Below are 19,988 nucleotides of genomic sequence, written 5' to 3'. Positions count from 1 at the left end.
TTGCGTAGGGTGGGTTCGGAGCGAAGCGACAACCCACCATCGGCACCGACGAATGGTGGGTTGCTCCGCGAACCCACCCTACTCCCGCGAATGGCGATCGAAGACCAGCATGAAATACACGGCCGCCGCGAAGGCTGCGGCGCTGATGACGCTCCAGTAGAGAAACCAGTTCTGCGCGCCACCTGAGCCGGTCCAGTGAAACAACGCGCTGGTGCCGAGATAGCCGATCAGGTTCGCAACGCCGCCACTCAGCAAACCAAACAGCGCCTGTGCCCGCGCGCGCATGTCCGGCTCGATGCGCTCGGCCAGATAGATCTGCGCCGTGATGAAGTAGAAGGCGTAGCTCACGCCATGCAAAGAGATGCCGAGCAGCATGGCAACGCGCTGATCGAACGCGAACAGTGCAAAGCGCACTGCGCCGAGCAGCAAGCCGGTCGCGAGGATGGCTTTGAGGTGGGTGCGCTGCGCCACCCGTGCGAAGAGCAGCAAGGCGAAGGCTTCGCTCACCTGCCCCAGTGTCATCGTCGCCGCAGGATGGTCAAAGCCCAGCGCCGAGAGATGCAGCGGCGTGTAAGGGTAGTAGGCCGCCATGGGAATACCGAACAGCGTGACCGTCAGCAGCACCGCACGATGATCGCGATGCCGCAACAGGCGTAGCGCATCCAGCCCGAGTCGCTCTTTCCAGGTGTGGGCGACACCTGCCGTACCCGCCCGCGTCGGTGGCAGCCAGAAACTGAAGGTACCCAGTCCGAACAGGATCGCTGCAGAGACAAAGCCGGAAATCGGTGAAGCATCGCCCGCCAGCACCCAGCTGACCAGCAAACCCGCCGCAATCCAGCCCAGCGTGGCCCACAGGCGCAGCGGGCCGAACTCTCGCGTGGGTTCACGCAACTGCTGCAAGGCCACTGTCGTGACGAGGCTGGTCGTCGGGCTATATGCCAGCGCATACAACTGCATGCACACCAGCACCCACAGCCCGCCCCAGCCACGATCCACCGCGAGGAAGACCAACCCCAGACAAATGCCTGCCAGCCAGAAGAGCACGCGTAGCAGCTTGATCGGCGAAACGCCCCGATCCGCCATCGCGCCGACGAACAAAGGCGAGATGAAACACGCGATGGCGTTGCAGGTGAAGGCCACACCGATCAGATCCTGCAGCCCGGCCGCTTTCAGGATATTGCTGAAAGGCACCGTCCACATGCCCAGCGCGCAGTACTGGCAGAAGAAGACGATGGCAAAGGAAACAAAGGAACGACGCGAGGACTGCATGAAAGGTCAGGGGACGTTGAACGATGCATTCTAAGGCCATCGTTCCCACAGCGTCGCTGCCGACAAAGCTCGCAGGGGAAACGGCAAGCCTTGGCTGCAGTCACGGTTTGCGTAAGGTGCAATAAGCGCAGCGCATGGTCGCTCAAGCGACAACCTGAACATCCGATGCAATGCGCTGCAGTTGTTGTGACCTACTGGCTGCTAGATGGGAAGAAGTCCGGAAGCAAGCTCGGACACGTGCGGCAAGGATGGTTCTCCCGGAAAACCACCGCAGGCGAAACAGTTGCGCAGATACTCGATGAATCTCACATCGCGATTGTCAATGCAGCACGTAGCATCGGCGCTTCCATCGGGAACGTAGATGGCATAAGGCGCCCCTCCACTGACATTGATCTTGTGAAGTGAGTCCGGTGCAAACGGCAACAGGAAAGGACCTGTTTCCTCGGCGCCATACTCAGCAACGTCGTCGTTCCAAGCTTCGAATTCAGCTTCGAAATAGCTTTTCGCGTCGTAGTCGGGACCGCGGTGCGTGTATGCACTCATCTCGAACTCCACGACCAAGGCATCCGTCTGCAAGTCACGCTCCGCCCATGCGGGGTGATTGCCGAGAAGATTTACGTCGCCGACAGTGAGTATCCATCCGGCGACAGTCAAGGGAAGAGGCCCCACGAGCGCTTCCAGAAATGCGATGAGAGCCGGAGCGCTATCACTTGGCGGAACGTGAGGGATGTTGCGGGTGTATTCGCCGGTATTCGTATCAACAAAGTCGTAGCCAGCACTCTGCAAACGACCGACGATGGTTTCTACATTTACCCGGGCGCGGCGCATGGCCTCATCAACCACGCGGCGCACCTCCATCTCACAAGCTGTGTCGCGGGGAATGGGGCCGAGTTGATGTATTTCGTTCCATACGGCCTCTTGTTCTCCTGCGACATATCTGTTCAGCCAACTATCCACGCAAGGATCCCTCCAGCAGACTATACGGAAGCAGATTTCGCCGACCCCGGCTGCGAGCTTGGCTGAGTAAGCCCCATCGAGAGATAAATGCTGGTCAGTTGCTCGACACCGATGTCAGCCGGCTTGACCCAGTCAATCGGCACGTAGAGCAGTCCACCACCCACCGGGATTGGCGCGGTCGGGACCAGCACGGCGCGGTAACTCGCACCGCCGATTTCAATCGGCGCCGGATTGGGCATCAGTGCCAGCACGGCGACACCGCCTTCACCACCGAAGAAGCACCACACCGGGCTCATCGCCGTGAGGTCGGCCTGCGCGCTGCGGTCGAACATGCCGACGAAGCGGTCGGTCACGTCGTAGAGCGGGCCGATCAGGGGCAGGCGCTTGATGGTGCGTTCGACCAGCTTTTCCAGATAGGTCTTCATGCGTGTCTGCACCACCACACCGAGCACGTAGATGCCCACCAGCAGCAGCAAGGCGCCGACCACGTAGGCCATGCCTTCGCCGTCGACGAGTTGCAGGCCGATGGCGGACAGCAGCGTGCCGACAAGGCTGTGCGGGCCGACGAAGCCACGCAGCAGGCTGCCGACCCAGCCGAGCAGCGCGATCGTGACGAGGAACGGCAGGAAAGCCAGCAGGCCGGCGAGGAAGGTGCTGAAAATCTTGCTGGCAAGCTCGCGAAAGCTTTGCGGTGGGGTGGGGATCATGCGGGGGTCAGCCTTCGAAGAGGTCGGAATTGGGGGAAGTGCGTGGCGCCTTGAGGCCGAAATGGCGCCAGATGGCGGGCGTGGCCACGCGACCGCGTGGCGTGCGTTGCAGATAGCCCTGCTGGATCAGGTAGGGCTCGAGCACGTCCTCGATGGTGTCGGGAGCTTCGCCGATGGCGGCGGCGAGATTGTCGAGGCCGACCGGGCCGCCGTCGAATTTCTCCAGCATGGCCATGAGCATCTTGCGGTCCATGATGTCGAGGCCGAGGTGGTCGACGTCGAGCATGGTCAACGCAGAATCGGCAACGGCCTTGGTGATGCGGCCGTTGGCCTTCACCTCGGCATAGTCGCGGCAACGGCGTAGCAACCTGTTCGCAATACGTGGCGTGCCACGCGCGCGACGCGCGATCTCAAACGAGCCTTCGTCTTCGATCTCGACGTTGAGCAGGCGCGCCGAGCGCGTGACGATCAACGACAGCTCTTCGGGCGTGTAGAACTCGAGACGCGCGTTGATGCCGAAGCGGTCGCGCAACGGGTTGGTGAGCATGCCGGCACGCGTCGTGGCGCCGATCAGCGTGAACGGCGGCAGGTCGAGTTTAACCGAGCGTGCAGCCGGGCCCTCGCCGATCATGATGTCGATCTGGAAGTCTTCCAGCGCGGGGTAGAGGATTTCCTCGACGACGGGCGACAAACGATGGATCTCGTCGATGAACAGCACGTCATTCGCTTCGAGATTGGTCAGCAACGCGGCCAGGTCGCCGGCGCGTTCGAGCACCGGGCCGGAGGTCTGGCGCAGGCTCACACCCAGCTCGGCGGCGATGATGTTGGCCAGCGTGGTCTTGCCGAGCCCCGGCGGGCCGAACAGCAGCACGTGGTCGAGCGCTTCGCCACGGCCCTTGGTGGCCTGGATGAAAATCTCCAGCTGCTCGCGGATCTTCTTCTGGCCGACATATTCGGCAAGGCGCTTGGGGCGCAGGGCGCGCTCGATGGCGTCTTCCTGCGGCGTAGCCTGCCCGGGAGAAACGAGGCGGCCGGGCTGGAGTTTGTCTGTTTCAATCATCGGCCGAGTATAGGGCGTGTTCACGGTGGGCGAGGGGATTGCGTTGGGGATTATGGCTCGCGGGACAAGGCCTGCGAGCAACAATCCCCAACCCGAAGGGCTCGCACGGTCATGCCCATCCTGCGACGACCCGGCCACCTGTCGAGCAATCGCGGACATGGATCACCCACCTACCTGGTCAGGCCGATCTCCTGCGCAGTCCGCGGCCCGATCAGGCAGTCATTCAACGAGCCCGGCATGGTCAGCACGCCGTCTGACAAGGGGATGCGCCCGGCCATGATCTCGCAGAGCCGCTGCGGGAAGCGCGGCTGGCGGCCCGGCTCGGCATAGCCGTCCGGGTAGAGAGGCATCAGGCTCGCCGGGTCGTACTTGTCTGTCGCCCCCAGCGTGTGCAGGATTTCGTGGGCGATCACGACGCTGTTGGTACGCTGCATGTTTGCCACCGCGTGCACATTGCTGATGGCAATGAGTCCTTTGCTCAGACCATGCGAATTGGGTATGCGTCCATCGGTCTTCTCGGAGTCCCAATAGATCACGAAGGCGCGCGTGTGCGCACGCGGCGAGCCACTGGGCTGGCGCCAGGCCCACCAGCGCAGCTTGAGGCTCCACACCATCACGTCGAGCATGGAATGGCCGGCACCGGGCGCCGCGGGTGGCAGCGTCTTGAGCTCCGGTTGCAGGCTCACCCGCACCGGCATCAAGGTCTGGTTGCCATACTCCAGCGCCTGGCCGGCGAGAAAGTCCTCAATGCCCTTGAAGCTGGTCTCATTGAGGCTGGCTATGCGCGCGGCGGCCGCCGCGCTGCCATCGCCATTGATGGGAAAGATGGCGATGTGCAGCGTGCTCCGCCAATCGCGCGCCACAGACTGGCTGCGCCAGGTGCCGAGCGCCACGGTCGCAAGAATGAACAGCAGGATGGCGATGCGCAGCTTTTTCCACATTTGCCGAAACGCGCCTTCGAAAGAGCATCAGCATATCAGGCAGGGGTTTTCACCCCGCGCAGAAATTCACCACAAAGTGGCGCGAGCGCGTGGCTGACCAGGCGGCTCGCGCAGAGCAGTGCATACGCACGGCGAGCCAACAACGTCAGGCGCGCGCAGCCCGCTTTGTGACGGATTTTCAGTGGTCGCCGCCTGCTGGCGCTGCTACGCCACTCGGCTTGACTGGCTTCGCAAACCACACGATGCCGGTGAGCACGAGGAAGATGATGGCGCTGGCGAGGAACAACTCGTCCGCCGATAGCGTGTAGGCCTGCACCGTTACCAATCTGTCCAGCACGCCCAGCGACTGCGCTTCGCTCATGCCGCTGGCCTGCAGCTGGTTCAGCGCCATGACGGATTCGGGCCGCAGGTTCGACACGGATTCGGCCAGTTGCGCGTGGTGCAGGCTGGCGCGGCTCTCCCACATCGTGGTGAAGATCGATGCACCGAGTGCGCCGCAGGTGATACGCACGAAACTCGACAAGCCGGATGCTGATGGAATGAGATGCGGCTTGACCTGCGACAGGGTGATCGACACCAGCGGGATGAAGAAGCACGCCATGGCGAAGCCCTGCACCAGCTGCGGCAGGATCAGCGTCCAGTAGTCGGCCTGCGTGTTGAACTCGGAGCGCATCCACGACACCAGCGCGAAGATCACGAAAGCCGCGCTGGCGACCTTGCGCGCATCCCAGCGATGCATGTTCTTGCCGACGATGGGCGAAGCAATGATGGCGAACAGCCCCACCGGTGCCGTCGTCAGGCCAGCCCAGGTCGAGGTGTAGGCCATGAACTGCTGCAGCCACAGCGGCATCAACACCACGCTGCCGAAGAACACACCGTAGCCCAGCGAGATGGCGATCGTCGCGACCGTAAAGTTGCGCAGCTTGAACAAGGACAGATCGACCACCGGGTGCTCCTCGCCGCGCTCCCAGACGATGAAGAAGCAGAAGCCAACCAGTGCCGTCGCCGCCAGTGCAACGATCTCGCCGGAATTGAACCAGTCGAGCTCCTTGCCTTTGTCGAGCGTCAGTTGCAGGCAACTCACCCACACCACGAGCAGGCCCAGACCAATCATGTCGATCGGCAATTTGCGCGTCGGCGTCTCGCGCGTCTTGAAGATGCGCCACACCACCCAGCTGGCGAGAATGCCCGCCGGAATGTTCACGTAGAAGATCCACGGCCAGGAGAAGTTGTCGGAGATCCAGCCACCCAACAGCGGCCCCATGACAGGCGCAATCAGCGTCGTCATCGACCAGGCGGCGAAGGCGGTGCCGGACATCGATTTCGGATAGCTGGACAGGAGCAGCGACTGCGACAAGGGAATCATCGGCCCCGCTACCGCCCCCTGCAGGATGCGGAATGCAATCAGCATCGGTAGCGTGGTCGCCACGCCGCACAGGAAGGACGCGATCGTGAACAGGATCACAGAGGCCACGAACAGGCGCACCTGACCGAAGCGCTGCGTGAGCCAGCCCGTCAATGGCACCGAGACGGCATTGGCCACGGCGAACGAGGTAATGACCCAGGTCCCCTGATTCGGTGCCACGCCCATGTCCCCGGCAATTGCCGGCAGCGACACGTTGGCGATCGAGGTGTCGAGCACGTTCATGAAGGTGGCCAGCGATAGCGCCAGCGTCGCCAGCATGCGCTGGCTGCCTTCGAGCGGAGCGGGAGCTTGCGGCTCGGCCATGATCAGCTCTTGCGGCCGAGATTGTCGTGAATGATCTTCGCGACGCGCTCATGCGCCGTCTTCAACGCCGCTTCATCGACGCTGGCCAGCGGCACCGGCGCAGCGGCCTTGTCAGCAGCAATGGCCTGGCCCTGCACATCGCGCACATCCACTTCAGCGGCCACCGACAAGCCGACGCGCAACGGATGCGCCCTCACCTGCTCGGGGTTCAACTCGATGCGCACCGGCACACGCTGCACCACCTTGATCCAGTTGCCCGTGGCGTTCTGCGCCGGCAGCAGCGAGAACACGCCACCCGTTCCTGCAGACACGCCCGCTACGCGGCCGTCATAGTCGACCTTGCTGCCATACATATCGGCACGCAACTTCACGGGCTGGCCGACACGCATCTCGCGCAACTGCGATTCCTTGAAGTTGGCATCCACCCACACATCGTTGAGCGGCACCACGGCCAGCAGCGGCGCGCCGGCGGCGACGCGCTGACCTGCCTGCACATTGCGGCGTGCCACGACACCATCCAGCGGCGCACGCAGCGTGGTGCGCGACACGGCGACATAGGCTTCCTCGACCTTGCTCGCTGCGCGCAGCACGGCCGGGTGGTCTTCGATCTTCAGGTTCTCGGTCTGCACGCTGGCGGCTTCCTTCTGCTCACGCGCCACCTGCAAGGCCGCACGTGCGGTCTTCACCGCTTCGCTGGCCTGATCGACTTCTTCCTGCGCCACCGCACCGGTACCGGCAAGCGAGCGACGACGTTCGAGCAGGTCTGTCTGGCGTGCCAGCTCGGCCTCGCGCACCCTGACGCTTTCGCCCAAGGTATTGAGGTTGGCATACACACCGCGCAGCTCACGCACGCTTTGCGCCAGTGCCGTCTCCGCCTGGTTCAGGACCAGTTGTGCATCGACCGGGTCGAGGCGTACCAGCACGTCACCGGCATGCACGCTCTGCGTGTCGTCGACCTCCACCGACGTGACCGTGCCACCCACCTGCGGGGTAACCAGCACGATGTGCGACGACACGTACGCGTCGTCAGTACTTTCGTGATTGCGCATCACGAGGAACCACCACGCGAAAGCCACCCCGCCCAGCAGGATGAAGATGATCGCCAGGCGCACCATGCCACGGCGACGGTTGCTGCCCTTGGCTGCTGCTGCATCCGCCTTGATGACGTCGTTGGCGTTTGCGTTGTTGTTTGGTGTGTCACTCATGACTGTTCCTTCTGTTCTGCTGCAGCGCGGGTCGGAGCCGCCGGTTGTGTGCTGGTCTGTTGTGTCGGTGGCAAAAGGGCGGGCAATGCCGCGGCGCCATCACCACCGGTGGCACGGATGAGTTGTACGGAGGTGTCGAAGCGACGCGCGGCCAGATCCACCATGGCGCGCTCGGCCGTCAGGCGTTGCACGCTGGCATTGAGCACCGGGATGCGGTTGATGAGGCCGCGGGTCTCGCGCCGACCCAGCATGCTTTCCACTTCGCGCGATTTATCCAGCACCGTTTGCTGCTCGACCTGCGCCAGCGCCGTTCCCTGCAACTGCGTGAGGTCGTCGACGATCTCACGCAAGCCATCGAGCAGGCTCTGGTTGTACTGCGCGACAGCCGCATCGATGTCGGTGGTCTTCATGCCATAAGTGGCGCGCAGACGGCCTGCATCGAAGACCGGCAGGCTGATGACCGGGCCGACGCTGAACGTGCGCGAGCCCATCAGCAACCAGTTCTCGAGCCCCAGCGACTGGAAGCCGAGGAAGCCCACCAGATTGACGTTGGGATAGAAGCTTGCCTTGGTCACAGCCGCATCCTGCGTGGCCGCCTCGACGCGCCAGCGACTCGCCGCCACGTCCGGGCGACGTGCCAGCAACTCGGCTGGCAATTGCGCCGGCAGGCTGGCAGGTACTTCGCGCATGCTCGGCAAACGCAGCTTGTCGCCCTCGCCCGGCTCACGCCCGGCCAGTACGGCAACGAGATGACGTTGCAATATGGCGCGCTCTTCCAGCGTGCGCAGTTCGGCACGCAGCGATGCCGTGCTGACCTCGCCTTGGGCGCGCTCGACGCCCGGCTCGAAGCCGGCCTTCTCGCGCAATTTCAGCAAGCCAAGGGATTCTTCACGCACCTGCAACTGGCGCTCGACGAGTTGGTGCTGGCGCGTCAGGCGGTCCAGCTCGCCCCAGCCACGCACCAGCGAGGAGGCGATCAGCAGACGCGAGGCCTGGTACTCGGCAATCGCCAGTTTTTCCAGCGCCTGCGCGTTGTGCAGGGCTGCGCGATGCTTGCCCCAGAAATCGATTTCACCCGAGAAGTCGAGGCCGAAACGATTGTTCGTGCCGACGGTACCTGCCAGCGGCGCCGGGTAGATGTAGTGCTCCTGGAAGCGCTGCATCATCGGCTGGCCACTCAGCGTGACGTTCGGGCCGTAGGCGGCCTCGGCGCCGCGGATGACGATGTTGGCGCGCTCGGCCCGCGCTTGTGCGACGGCCAGGCTCGGGTTGTCTTTCAGCGCGGCCGTGACCAGCTCGTTGAGCTGGGTGTCACCAAAGACTTCCCACCAGCGTTCGCTCTGCGGTGCGACGGCTACACCTGCGACTGCGGCCAGCGGCTGCTGTGCCAGTTGGCGGGTCTCGGCTTTCGGCGCGATACCGGAGCTGGAGACACAGGCTGCCAGCAGGGCCGGCAAGACGGCGAGCGCAAAAGACGTGCGCACCTTGTGCGAAGCGAAAATGCTTGCGGTGCTCATTCGCCACCTCCGTCCTGCTCGCTCGGCGCGAGGCGCACGGCGTTATCGAGGACACGGCGCAGCAGGGACTTCAGCAGCACGAACTCATCCACGCTGAAGCCCTCGAGCCGCGGTTCCATCATTTCGCAGGCACGCTTCAGCACTTCTGCACGTATCACCTGACCGCTCTCGGTCATCTTCAGGTTGATCACGCGGCGGTCTTCGGTGCTGCGCTCGCGTGCGATGAAGCCCTTGTCTTCAAGGCGATCGATCATGCGCGTCATCGAGCCGGTGTCGTAGCCACTGTGGCGGCACAGGGCCGCAGCGGTGGAGACCGGTTCGCGGCCAAGGCGGATCAGGATGACGCCCTGCGCGGCGGTGATGTCGAGATCGGCCAGCCCTGCTTCCAGCGCCTGCATCATCAAGCCCTTGAGCTTGCTGATGAGGAAGCCGAGCGAATCTTCGTGGCCGTAGTCGTGGGGATCGAGTCTGACGGGATTGGTGCTCATGGCGGGTCCCTGTTCCTTTTTCCTGTTACTGCTTCTGGTTTGTTGCCGTATGAAGCCATTTGGCAGATATGACTGCCGGAGCATTCACTGCTTAAGCAGCAATATAGGCCGGCGAAAAATAGCTGTCAAGGCAGTAACCGCCACGGCTGCTTTATTTACGATTCTTAACATTGCCCGGCTGCTGCGCCACGCATTCGGGTCGGCCTGCAGCGCGATGACAAGGTTTTGCGAAGGCCTTGCGACGCGCCGGTACAATCCGCGCCATGTCTGTAGCCCCTGCCAAGCCCCTCCCTCCCCGTCGCCTTTCCGTCGCCCCCATGCTGGACTGGACGGACCGGCATTGCCGTCACTTCCACCGCCTGCTGTCGCCGCATGCCTGGCTGTACACCGAGATGATCACCACCGGCGCGCTGATGCATGGCGATGTCGCGCGTCACCTGCGCTTCAACGAGGAAGAGCATCCGGTCGCGCTGCAACTGGGCGGCTCCGAGCCCGAAGCGCTGGCGCGCAGCGCCCGGCTGGCCGAGGAATGGAATTACGACGAGGTCAATCTCAACTGCGGTTGCCCGAGCGAGCGCGTACAGAACGGCGCTTTCGGCGCCTGCCTGATGGCTGAGCCGGAACTGGTGCGCGACGGCATCAAGGCCATGCAGGACGTTGTGAGCATTCCCGTCACGGTCAAGCATCGCATCGGCATCGACCGCATCGAGGACTACGACTTCGTGCGCGACTTCGTCGGCACCGTTGCAGAAGGCGGCGCCAGGACCTTCATCGTGCACGCCCGCAACGCCTGGCTGAAAGGCTTGTCGCCCAAGGAAAACCGCGAAGTGCCGCCGCTACGCTACGAATTCGCCTGGCAGCTCAAACGCGATTTCCCGCAGCTGGAAATCATCGTCAACGGCGGCATCTCGAAAACGGAAGCCATCGTCGCCCAGCTTGAGCACATCGACGGCGTGATGATTGGACGCGAGGCCTACCAGAACCCGTGGATGCTGGTGGAATGGGAGCAGGCGCTGTTCGACGCCGAATGGGCACCCAGCCGCGCCGACGTGATCAAGGCGCTGGTGGCGTACTGCAAGCGCGAATACAACGAACATGGCACGCCGCTGCGCGCCATCGTGCGACACATCCTTGGACTGGCGAATGGCCTGCCCGGCGCACGCAACTTCCGCCGCATCCTGTCGGATCCGAAGCTGCTGAAAGATGCAAAACCGGAGTTGCTGTGGACGGCTTGGGAGCAGGTGCAACCCAGCAATAGCCCATGACGCAATTCGCCGAAGACGGGTTTGCGCTAATTCCCGAAGTGCTCATGCAAGGTGAGTGCGCATCCATCGCAAAGCAGGCGAGCCAGCCATCGTCTGCAGCCGCAGGCACACGAGGTCTTTTGTCACACGCATGGTGTCGCACGCTCGCGAAAACGATACAAAGGCATCCAGCGCTCTCCAGATTCATCCCGCCGGATCTTGTAGCCGTCCAATGCACCTATTTCGAGAAATCGCTGGATACGAACTGGCTCGTTCCCGTACATCAGGATCTGAGCATTCCGGTTGCCGAACGCGTCTCTGAACCGAGTCTCACCGGATGGTCTGAAAAAGAAGGGGCGCTCTACGTTCAGGCGCCTGTTGGTGTGCTCGAACAACTGGTCGCAGTCCGCATACATATTGACGCTTGCGGTGCAGAAGATGGTCCGCTCCGTATTGTGCCGGGCTCGCACCGGCGTGGCAGGATCAGCGCCGAAGAAGCACCGGCAATACGCCAATCACGTGCCGAATGGGTCTGCGTTGCCGAGCAAGGGAGTGTATTGCTCATGCGCCCACTGCTCTTGCATGCCTCGTCGAAAGCCACCGGCAGCAGCAAGCGCCGCGTGCTGCATTTCCTGTTCGGGCCGCGCAGCTTGCCGTTCGATTTGCGCTGGCACGAAACGGTCTGATCTGCCCGCAGCCCGTAGGTCGGAAAAGCGCAGCGCCTTCCGACATCACGCATTGAACGCACCCTGTCCTTGTTTGCGAGCCCGAATGTCGGAAGGCGCTTTGCTGTTCCGACCTACGATCCGAAGTGGTCGAAGCCGCGCGCAGCAAGCGGGCTGCGCGCGCCGTCTTTTCCCTGCAAGAGAATGACATTCGCCTGATCAGTGACGGCACCGATGCGCGTGACAGGTAACCCGATGCGCTGCGCAGCATCGAGCACGGCCTGGCGCTGTGACAAGGGCGCGGCGAACAACAGCTCGTAATCATCGCCACCGCTGAGCAGGGCGCGGCGCGCCTGCGCCTCGTCACCACTCGCCGACAGCACCGGTGCCAGCGGCAGCAAGGCATCCTCGATCAGCGCACCGCAATTCGAGCGTTCGAGAATGTGGCCGAGATCGCCGAGCAAACCGTCCGACACATCCAGCATCGCTGTTGCCACGCCACGTAACGCAAGACCAAGCGCCACACGTGGCTGCGGACGGTGCAGGGCGGAGAGGCAGGCTGTGCGAGCCCCTTCGGGCAGCTCGATATTTCCGAGCAGATGCTGCAGGCCCAGCGCTGCGAGCCCCGGCGTGCCGGATATCCAGAGCTCGTCGCCGGCCCTGGCACCGCTGCGCACGACAGCTTGTCCATGCGGCACTTCGCCGAAGACAGTGGCACACAAATTGAGCGGGCCGCGCGTGGTGTCGCCGCCGATCCAGTCGACGCCGAAACTCGTGCAACAAGCGGAAAAGCCATTGGCAAAGGCCTCGACCCACTTGTCATTGCTCTCGGGCAGGGCCAACGCCAGCGTGATCCAGCGTGGCTCGGCCGCCATCGCAGCCATGTCGGAGATGTTGGCCGCAGCCGTCTTCCAGCCGAGTGCTTCCGGCTCTGCATCAGGAAAGAAGTGGGTACCGGAAACGAGCATGTCGCTCGATACGACCAGCTGCATGCCCGGCCGCGTACGCAGCAGCGCACCGTCGTCGCCCACACCGAGATCGGTGTGTTGGGTGGCGCGCGCGAAGTGGCGGCGGATCAGATCGAATTCACCGGCCATGCAGAACCCCGGACGGGAAAAATACAGAACCGGCGGCGAGCGCCGCCGGTGGGTACATCAGCGCTTGCCTTTGGCCTTGGCAGCCGCTTCGACTTCCGCTGCGCGCAGCTGCGGCGCGAGCTTGTCGAGCACGCCGTTGATGTAGCGATGACCGTCGGTGCCGCCGAAGGATTTGGCCAGCTCGATCGCTTCGTTGATGACGACGCGATAGGGCGTTTCGAGGCGTTCGGCCAGCTCGTAGGCACCGACCAGCAGGATGGCGCGTTCGATGGGCGAGATCTCGGCAATCGGGCGATCGAGGTAGGGCGTGAAGGCGGCTTCAAGTGTGTCAGCACGTTCGGCAGCGCCACGCAGCAGGACCAGGGCCAGCGGCTTGTCGGCGCGCGGCCAGGCTTCGGACTCCTGCTCCAGATGGTCTTCGATCACTTCGATCGAGTTACCGCTGACACGCCACTGGTAGAGGCCCTGCATGGCGACTTCGCGCGCGAGGCGGCGCGATGACTTCTTTGGTTCTTCCGGCACTTCGACCGGACCTTCGTTTCTCACGCCGTCGTTCATGACTGCAATACCTTGAGGAGATTAGCCATTTCAATGGCGACTACGGCGCATTCCTGCCCCTTGATGTGCATGCGGGCCGCGGCCTGATCGTCGTCTTCCGTCGTCAGCACGCCATTGGCGATCGGCACATTGGTGTCGAGCGTCACGCGCGTGATGCCGGCGGCCATTTCATTGGAGACGACTTCGAAGTGATAGGTGTCGCCGCGGATCACGGCACCCAGCGCCACGAGCGCGTCGTAGCGGCCGGTACGTGCCATGGCCTGCAGGGTCAGCGGCAATTCGAGCGCGCCCGGTACGGTCACGACCACCATGTGTTCAGGCGCGACACCCTGGGTCAGCAGTTCGGTGACACAGCCGCTCAGCAGGTTCTCGCCGACTTCGACATTGAAGCGCGCCAGCACGATGCCGACACGCAGGGATTTGCCATCGAGGCGGGGAGCAATTTCAGGTACGTGTTCAAAACGGGACATGGGGTATTCCAGTTATCTGTTGTTTGACGAGCCGATGATTCAGGCTTGCGTCGTGCCATTCGGCGCTTCGTAGCCGGTCACTTCGAGGCCGAAGCCCGCCATGCTCGGAATGCGGCGCGGTGCGGCCAGCACGCGCATCTTGCCAACACCGAGGTCACGCAGGATCTGCGCGCCGATACCGAAGATGCGCGGGTCCCACTTGGTGGCCGGTTGCGGTTCGTCGCGTTTCACACCCAGCGTCGCCAGCATTTCCTCGGTGCTCTCGGCGCGGCGCAACAGGATCAGTGCGCCATGGCCATGTTCGGCAATGCGCGCCAGCGCACCATCCACAGTATAGGAGTGGCGGCAGCTGGAAGGATCGATGAAGTCAAGCACCGACACGGGCTCATGCACGCGCACCAGGGTCTCGACATCGCGATCAATCGTGCCGCGGTACATGGCCAGATGCAGCTCGCCGGAGGCACGGTCTTCGAAGGCGGCGAGGCGGAATTCGCCATGCGGTGTCTGCACGACTTTGTCGGCAACGCGCTCGACCATTTTCTCGACGGCTGCGCGATAGTGGATCAGGTCGCGGATTGCGCCGATCTTCAGGCCATGCTCCTTGGCGAACACCAGCAGATCAGGCAAACGCGCCATGCTGCCGTCATCGTTCATGATTTCGCAGATGACGCTGGCGGGCTCGAGCCCGGCCAAGCCGGCCAGATCGCAACCGGCTTCGGTGTGACCGGCGCGCACCAGTACGCCGCCGGGCTTGGCCATGATGGGGAAGACGTGGCCGGGCTGCACGATGTCGGCAGGGCGGGCATGCTTGGCGACGGCCGCGGCGACGGTACGTGCGCGGTCTGCCGCAGAAATGCCCGTCGTCACGCCTTCGGCCGCTTCGATCGACACCGTGAAAGCCGTAGAGAACTGGCTGCGGTTGTCGCGCGCCATCTGGTTGATGCCCAGCTGGCGGCAACGCTCTTCGGTCAGGGTCAGACAGATCAGGCCGCGCGCGTGCTTGGCCATGAAGTTGATCGTCTCGGGCGTCGCAAACTGCGCAGCGACGACGATATCGCCTTCGTTCTCGCGATCTTCGTCGTCGATGAGGATGACCATGCGACCGGCGCGGATGTCCTCGATGATGTCACGGATAGGGGAAAGCTCACTACTCACAGCGTGTGTTCCTTCGCATCTTCTTGCGTCTTGTTCCATTCGAGCATGCGCTCGACGTAACGGGCGATCAGATCGATCTCCAGATTGACCTCGCTACCCGCCTTGAGCAGGCGCAGCGTGGTCACCGTCACGGTATGTGGAATCAGGTTGATTGAAAAATCCGTACCCCGTACCCAATTGACGGTGAGGCTCACGCCATTGACGGTGACCGAACCCTTGCGCGCGATATAGCCGGCCAGCGTAGCCGGAGCGCGGATCACCAGCTCATGGCTTTCACCCACCGGCTCGAACTTCACGACTTCACCGACACCATCGACATGACCACTGACGAGATGCCCGCCCAGTCGATCAGCCAGCGTCAGCGCTTTTTCGAGATTGACCTCGCCCGGCGCATCGAGGCCGACCGTGCAATTGAGGGTTTCGCGCGAGACATCGAATACCAGCTGCGAACCGTCATTGACGATGGCAGTCAGACAGACACCGTTGTTGGCGATCGAATCGCCAATGGCGACATCGGAAATGTCCCAGCCGTTGACGTCGACGGTGAGCCTGACACCGTCCTGCAACGGGTCGACGGCTACGATATGGCCGGTAGTGGCAATGATGCCGGAGAACATGGAATGGGCTGCCTGCTGCGTGGGGAAGCCGCGATTTTACGCGAAACGGCGCTTACCCGCCCTGTAATAGGGGCATAAGCTCATGCACTGGCTTGCAAAAGACCGCTTCGCAAACAAGGCCATCCCGCGCCGCGCCTGTACCGGCAGGCGATCAAGGCAGCGCTGGCGCGTGGTGTAACATCAAGCGCCTCATGCCCCGGTCGGCACTTCCGGCCGCGGTGACACGAAACACTGCAGTGAAACGCAACGACGAGGTCGACAAACATGGTGCCGCATCTGACCACCGCCCTGGCAGGCCCGCTCCTGGAACTGGAGCGCCGCTTTCTCGATCAATCCACCGCCATCGAGCAATGGTTCCGCAAACAGTGGCAGGAACACGTGCCGCCGTTCTACGGTTCGGTGGACCTGCGTAACAGCGGCTACAAGCTCGCGCCGGTCGACACCAACCTGTTTCCCGGCGGCTTCAACAACCTGAATCCGCAATTCCTGCCACTGTGCGTGCAGGCCGCGCAGGTCGCCGTCGAGCGCATCTGTCCGGACGCGCGCAGCGTGTTGCTGATCCCCGAGAACCACACGCGCAATACGTTCTACCTGCAGAACGTGGCGCAACTGGTGACCATCCTCGGCCACGCCGGCCTGCGCGTGCGCGTCGGCTCGATGCTGCCGGACATCACCGCACCCACCCCGATCGAATTGCCCAATGGCGACACGCTCCTGCTCGAACCGCTGGTGCGACGTGGCAAGCGCCTTGGCGTGGACGGCGCCGACCCCTGCGCCATCCTGCTCAACAATGACCTCTCCGCCGGCGTGCCACCGATCTTGCAGGACCTCGAAGGCCAGTGGCTGATCCCGCCCCTGCACGCGGGCTGGGCGACGCGCCGCAAGACGCAGCACTTCGCCGCCTACAACCAGATCGCAGACTCCTTCGGCAAGATGCTGGGCATCGACCCGTGGTTGCTGAACCCCTACTTCGGCAAGTGCACCGAGATCAATTTCCATGAGCGCACCGGCGAGGACTGTCTGGCCAGCCAGGTCGATTTCCTGCTGACACGCATCCGCCAGAAATACGCCGAGTACGGCGTCACGGAAAAGCCCTTTGTCATCGTCAAGGCCGATGCCGGGACCTATGGCATGGGCGTCATGACGGTGTACGACGCCAGCGAAGTCACCGGCCTCAATCGCAAGCAGCGCAACAAGATGAGCGTCGGCAAGGAAGGCGTGCAGGTTTCCGAAGTCATCATCCAGGAAGGCGTGCACACCGTCGAGACGGTCGATGGCGGCGTTGCCGAACCGGTGGTCTACATGATCGATCACTACGTCGTCGGCGGTTTCTACCGCGTCAATTCCGCGCGCGGCCGCGACGAGAACCTCAACGCCCCCGGCATGCACTTCGAACCGCTGAGCTTCGAGACCTGCTGTACGGTGCCCGACTGCAAGCAGGAGCCGGATGCACCACCCAACCGTTTCTATGCCTACGGCGTGGTCGGGCGCCTGGCCCTGCTGGCCGCCTCGCTGGAGATCGAACAGACCGCACCGGTCGATGAGGTGGAAGCATGAAGATCGCCTTCATCGTCGACCCGCTGGAAAAGCTCAAGGCCTACAAGGACTCCAGCATCGCGATGATGCGCGCCGCACAGGCACAGGGTGACGAGGTCTTCGCCATCCAGCGTCAGTCATTGACCGTGCGCGATGGCATCGTCAGCGCGGTCGCCGTAGCCTTGCGCATGTCGAGCGACGACGCACACTGGTTCGAGGCACTGGCCAGCGAACGCCAGCGTCTCGACGCTTTCGATGCGGTGCTGATGCGTCAGGACCCACCCTTCGACGCCGAGTACGTGGCGGCCACCTGGATACTTGAACGCGCCGCCGCACAGGGCGCGAAGATCTTCAACGACCCGCGTGCGATCCGCGATCATTCCGAGAAGGTGTCGATCACCGAGTTTCCGCAATTCACGCCTACCACGCTGGTCGCACGCCATGCCGATGACATCAACGCCTTCATCAACGAGCTGGGCGATGTGATCCTCAAGCCACTCGACGGCATGGGCGGCACCGGTATCTTCCGCGTGCGTCGCGACGATCCCAACCGCAACGCCATTCTCGAGATCCTCGGGAACTATGGCGGCCAGAGCATCATGGCGCAGCAATACTTGCCGCAGATCTCCGAGGGCGACAAACGCGTGCTGGTCATCGGCGGCGAAGTCATGTCTTACAGCCTGGCACGCATTCCGATGGCGGGTGAAACACGCGGCAATCTGGCAGCAGGTGGCAGGGGTGTGGCGATGCCCCTCACGGCACGCGAGAAGGACATTGCAGAGCAACTCGCCCCCATCCTCTGGTCGCGTGGCCTGCTCATCGTCGGGCTCGACATGATTGGCGGCCTCCTCACCGAGATCAACGTCACAAGCCCGACCTGCATGGTCGAGATCGCGCAACAAACGGGCCTGAACGTTGCGCAGCGCGTCATTGAAAAACTGCATGCGGTAGCTGTGTAAGCTTTGCCGACAAGGCCGAATTGTTAATTCGGGCAAAGCTACAAATTCTCACAACACACAATATGTACCAATGGGCAATATCCAATTGCCCGCAGATTCACTGCGCATAATCAGGGCATACACCCAAGGCGTCTCACCACGCCTGCAAGCCAGCTCCAGTTATGCGTCCAACATTGGCCAAGCCAGCCCCGTCCTCTCTTCTTCGCAGCGACGCTTCGTCCGGAATCGTACAGAAGCTCGTGCCTGATTCGCCATCGCGTGTCACGCGCCCTGTCGGCAGGATTGCTGCGGTCTGGCGCTGGCTGGGACGACATGGCGGTCAGCGCGTACTTCTGGCGCTGCTCGGCGTGGCCGTCGCACTGACGGCGGCTGCACACTTCCTGGAGCGTGAATGGGCGGCTTGGATCGGTCAGCGCGCCCCTACCAGCTGGGTGCAAGCGGCATCCATCCAGACGCTGCAACGCCTCGACGCCAGCGTCCTCCAGCCCAGCACCCTGTCTGCCGAAACGCAAAGCAGCATCCTTACGCGCTTTGCCAGCCTGCGCGTACCGGAAGGGGATGCACCGCTCTATGAGCTGGTGTTCCGTCGCGGTGGCGCGATGGGCGCAAGGAGCTTCACCCTTGCAGGCGGACAGATAGTTGTCACCGACGAATGGGTCGCGCAGTTCGCCGACTCCCGCGCCTTGCTGAGCGCACTGAGCGTGCAGCTGGGCCACCTGCAGAATCACGATGCGTTGCGCAGCTCGGTGGACCATGCGCCACTGCGCATGCTGCTGGCGATCTTCCGCGGCGATGCCGAGACCGGCACGCACATCATGAGCGTCAACCAGCCCGTTCTGGAGCACGACGCACACTGCGAACAGGAAGCCCGGGATTTCGCCCAGGCCGTCATGCGCGCCAACCCCTGAAGGCAGCCTGCGGCCGCTTCGCCGGCAACGGATTTTCTGCACACCCCTGTTTTGTACCGACCGATCTGCGCGCGCCACGCCCGCGTGAACCCGCATCGGGTTAACCATGGCGCAGCGCTGGGGGGAGCAGCATCCTGTAACGAAAAATGAGCCGCCGATTGTGTCTGCGCAAGGGCACGCGGGCCGCTGAAGTGGTAAATTGCTTGTTATCACTAGCTGCGCGGAGGCGCGCCGATGATAGGCATACTTCTGCTGACCCACGGCACATTGGGCGAGTCACTCATTCAATGCTGTTGCCATGTACTCAATCGTCGCCCTGCACAGATCAGCCAGCTCGGCGTCTCTGCGCAGGACGATCCACTGGACTTGCTGCCTGCCGCGCGTGACTGGCTCAAGCAGGTCGACACCGGCGAGGGCGTCGTCGTCCTCACCGATATTTACGGCGCGACACCTTCGAATGTCGCGACCAAGCTTCTGGAACCCGGCCGCGTGGAAGGTATCGCGGGCGTGAGTCTTCCGATGCTGCTTCGCGTCTTGACCTATCGCGACAAGAGCGATATTGACACTGTTATCCAGAAGGCCATCACCGGAGGTTGTGATGGCGTGCTCCATATGAAAGGCAGTTAGGAACTCCCATGCCGCGCGCCGAAGCCGAAATCTCCAATCGTCTGGGCTTGCATGCCCGCCCCTCTGCCAAGCTGACCCAACTGGCAACCACTTTCCGCAGCGAAATCTGGCTTGAGCGCCAGGGTCGTCGCGTCAATGCCAAAAGCATCATGGGCGTCATGATGCTGGCCGCCGCACAGGGCGCCAGGCTCACCATCGAAACCGAAGGTGAAGATGGTGACCAGGCGCTGCAGGCGATCGTCGAACTGATCAACAGCCGGTTCGGCGAACGCGAGTAGA

At 63.0% G+C, this 19,988-nt stretch carries 21 protein-coding genes; 7 read left to right on the top strand and 14 right to left on the bottom strand.

What is annotated here, in order from left to right; translation table 11 throughout:
• Window positions 1–78: 78 nt before the first annotated feature.
• The 9 genes from VVD49_RS06575 to VVD49_RS06535 form a co-directional block, all read right to left on the bottom strand.
• Window positions 79–1,269: an MFS transporter gene (locus VVD49_RS06575; protein WP_327598338.1), complete on the bottom strand. Its 1,191-nt coding sequence runs from the start codon at window positions 1,267–1,269 to the stop codon at window positions 79–81.
• Between the two features lie 201 nt (window positions 1,270–1,470).
• Window positions 1,471–2,226, bottom strand: coding sequence for a hypothetical protein (locus VVD49_RS06570; RefSeq protein ID WP_327598337.1), 756 nt, complete (start codon window positions 2,224–2,226; stop codon window positions 1,471–1,473).
• A 20-nt stretch (window positions 2,227–2,246) separates the two neighbouring features.
• Entirely contained in the window at window positions 2,247–2,933 is a 687-nt protein-coding gene (locus tag VVD49_RS06565; RefSeq protein ID WP_327598336.1) for a DUF502 domain-containing protein, read from the bottom strand.
• Window positions 2,934–2,940: 7 nt separating this feature from the next.
• A complete protein-coding gene (gene ruvB / locus VVD49_RS06560; protein WP_327598335.1) occupies window positions 2,941–3,993 on the bottom strand; it encodes a Holliday junction branch migration DNA helicase RuvB in 1,053 nt (350 codons plus the stop codon).
• Between the two features lie 170 nt (window positions 3,994–4,163).
• Window positions 4,164–4,934, bottom strand: a complete 771-nt coding sequence (locus VVD49_RS06555; protein ID WP_327598334.1) for a hypothetical protein — start codon at window positions 4,932–4,934, stop codon at window positions 4,164–4,166.
• Window positions 4,935–5,112: 178 nt separating this feature from the next.
• Window positions 5,113–6,663 carry a DHA2 family efflux MFS transporter permease subunit gene (locus VVD49_RS06550; RefSeq protein ID WP_327598333.1) on the bottom strand — a complete coding sequence of 517 codons (1,551 nt, stop codon included), beginning with the start codon at window positions 6,661–6,663 and terminating at the stop codon, window positions 5,113–5,115.
• Between the two features lie 2 nt (window positions 6,664–6,665).
• On the bottom strand, window positions 6,666–7,868 hold the full coding sequence (locus VVD49_RS06545) for an HlyD family efflux transporter periplasmic adaptor subunit (protein WP_327598332.1): 1,203 nt from the start codon (window positions 7,866–7,868) through the stop codon (window positions 6,666–6,668).
• Window positions 7,865–9,385 (bottom strand): efflux transporter outer membrane subunit, encoded by a 1,521-nt coding sequence (locus VVD49_RS06540; RefSeq protein ID WP_327598331.1) that lies wholly within the window; start codon window positions 9,383–9,385, stop codon window positions 7,865–7,867. The genes VVD49_RS06545 and VVD49_RS06540 overlap by 4 nt, the downstream gene beginning before the upstream one ends.
• On the bottom strand, window positions 9,382–9,873 hold the full coding sequence (locus tag VVD49_RS06535) for a MarR family winged helix-turn-helix transcriptional regulator (protein WP_327598330.1): 492 nt from the start codon (window positions 9,871–9,873) through the stop codon (window positions 9,382–9,384). The genes VVD49_RS06540 and VVD49_RS06535 overlap by 4 nt, the downstream gene beginning before the upstream one ends.
• 263 nt (window positions 9,874–10,136) lie before the next feature.
• On the opposite strand from VVD49_RS06535, the gene dusA reads away from it, so the two are divergent.
• Complete coding sequence (gene dusA, locus VVD49_RS06530) at window positions 10,137–11,138, top strand: tRNA dihydrouridine(20/20a) synthase DusA (protein WP_327598329.1); 1,002 nt, start codon at window positions 10,137–10,139, stop codon at window positions 11,136–11,138.
• Entirely contained in the window at window positions 11,135–11,803 is a 669-nt protein-coding gene (locus tag VVD49_RS06525; protein WP_327598328.1) for a phytanoyl-CoA dioxygenase family protein, read from the top strand. The genes dusA and VVD49_RS06525 overlap by 4 nt, the downstream gene beginning before the upstream one ends.
• A 113-nt stretch (window positions 11,804–11,916) precedes the next feature.
• Here VVD49_RS06525 and thiL read toward each other — a convergent pair whose 3' ends face one another.
• From thiL to VVD49_RS06500, 5 genes are read right to left on the bottom strand one after another with little or no spacing between them, the layout of a single operon-like run.
• On the bottom strand, window positions 11,917–12,879 hold the full coding sequence (gene thiL, locus VVD49_RS06520; protein ID WP_327598327.1) for a thiamine-phosphate kinase: 963 nt from the start codon (window positions 12,877–12,879) through the stop codon (window positions 11,917–11,919).
• 57 nt (window positions 12,880–12,936) lie between these two features.
• Window positions 12,937–13,437, bottom strand: a complete 501-nt coding sequence (gene nusB, locus VVD49_RS06515; RefSeq protein WP_416384883.1) for a transcription antitermination factor NusB — start codon at window positions 13,435–13,437, stop codon at window positions 12,937–12,939.
• Complete coding sequence (gene ribH / locus VVD49_RS06510) at window positions 13,434–13,907, bottom strand: 6,7-dimethyl-8-ribityllumazine synthase (protein ID WP_327598325.1); 474 nt, start codon at window positions 13,905–13,907, stop codon at window positions 13,434–13,436. Before ribH ends, nusB begins: the two co-directional genes overlap by 4 nt.
• A gap of 39 nt (window positions 13,908–13,946) precedes the next feature.
• The gene (gene ribBA, locus VVD49_RS06505; RefSeq protein ID WP_327598324.1) at window positions 13,947–15,101 is read right to left on the bottom strand and encodes a bifunctional 3,4-dihydroxy-2-butanone-4-phosphate synthase/GTP cyclohydrolase II; all 1,155 of its coding nucleotides are present in this window, start codon (window positions 15,099–15,101) and stop codon (window positions 13,947–13,949) included.
• Window positions 15,059–15,679 carry a riboflavin synthase gene (locus tag VVD49_RS06500; RefSeq protein ID WP_327598323.1) on the bottom strand — a complete coding sequence of 207 codons (621 nt, stop codon included), beginning with the start codon at window positions 15,677–15,679 and terminating at the stop codon, window positions 15,059–15,061. Before VVD49_RS06500 ends, ribBA begins: the two co-directional genes overlap by 43 nt.
• A gap of 264 nt (window positions 15,680–15,943) precedes the next feature.
• Between VVD49_RS06500 and gshA the strand changes: the two genes are divergently transcribed.
• The 5 genes from gshA (at window position 15,944) to VVD49_RS06475 (ending at window position 19,987) form a co-directional block, all read left to right on the top strand.
• A complete protein-coding gene (gene gshA / locus VVD49_RS06495; RefSeq protein WP_327598322.1) occupies window positions 15,944–17,236 on the top strand; it encodes a glutamate--cysteine ligase in 1,293 nt (430 codons plus the stop codon).
• Window positions 17,233–18,174 carry a glutathione synthase gene (gene gshB, locus VVD49_RS06490; protein ID WP_327598321.1) on the top strand — a complete coding sequence of 314 codons (942 nt, stop codon included), beginning with the start codon at window positions 17,233–17,235 and terminating at the stop codon, window positions 18,172–18,174. Before gshA ends, gshB begins: the two co-directional genes overlap by 4 nt.
• A 239-nt stretch (window positions 18,175–18,413) precedes the next feature.
• The gene (locus tag VVD49_RS06485) at window positions 18,414–19,082 is read left to right on the top strand and encodes a M48 family metalloprotease (RefSeq protein WP_327598320.1); all 669 of its coding nucleotides are present in this window, start codon (window positions 18,414–18,416) and stop codon (window positions 19,080–19,082) included.
• Between the two features lie 234 nt (window positions 19,083–19,316).
• On the top strand, window positions 19,317–19,709 hold the full coding sequence (locus VVD49_RS06480; protein ID WP_327598319.1) for a PTS sugar transporter subunit IIA: 393 nt from the start codon (window positions 19,317–19,319) through the stop codon (window positions 19,707–19,709).
• Between the two features lie 8 nt (window positions 19,710–19,717).
• On the top strand, window positions 19,718–19,987 hold the full coding sequence (locus VVD49_RS06475) for an HPr family phosphocarrier protein (RefSeq protein ID WP_327598318.1): 270 nt from the start codon (window positions 19,718–19,720) through the stop codon (window positions 19,985–19,987).
• The last annotated feature ends 1 nt before the right edge of the window (window position 19,988 follow it).

The organism is Uliginosibacterium silvisoli (assembly GCF_036017035.1).
GTDB classification, from domain to species: Bacteria; Pseudomonadota; Gammaproteobacteria; order Burkholderiales; family Rhodocyclaceae; genus Viridibacterium; species Viridibacterium silvisoli.
Note: the sequence above shows the minus strand (reverse complement) of the source record. Positions and strands in the feature narration are given on the sequence as shown.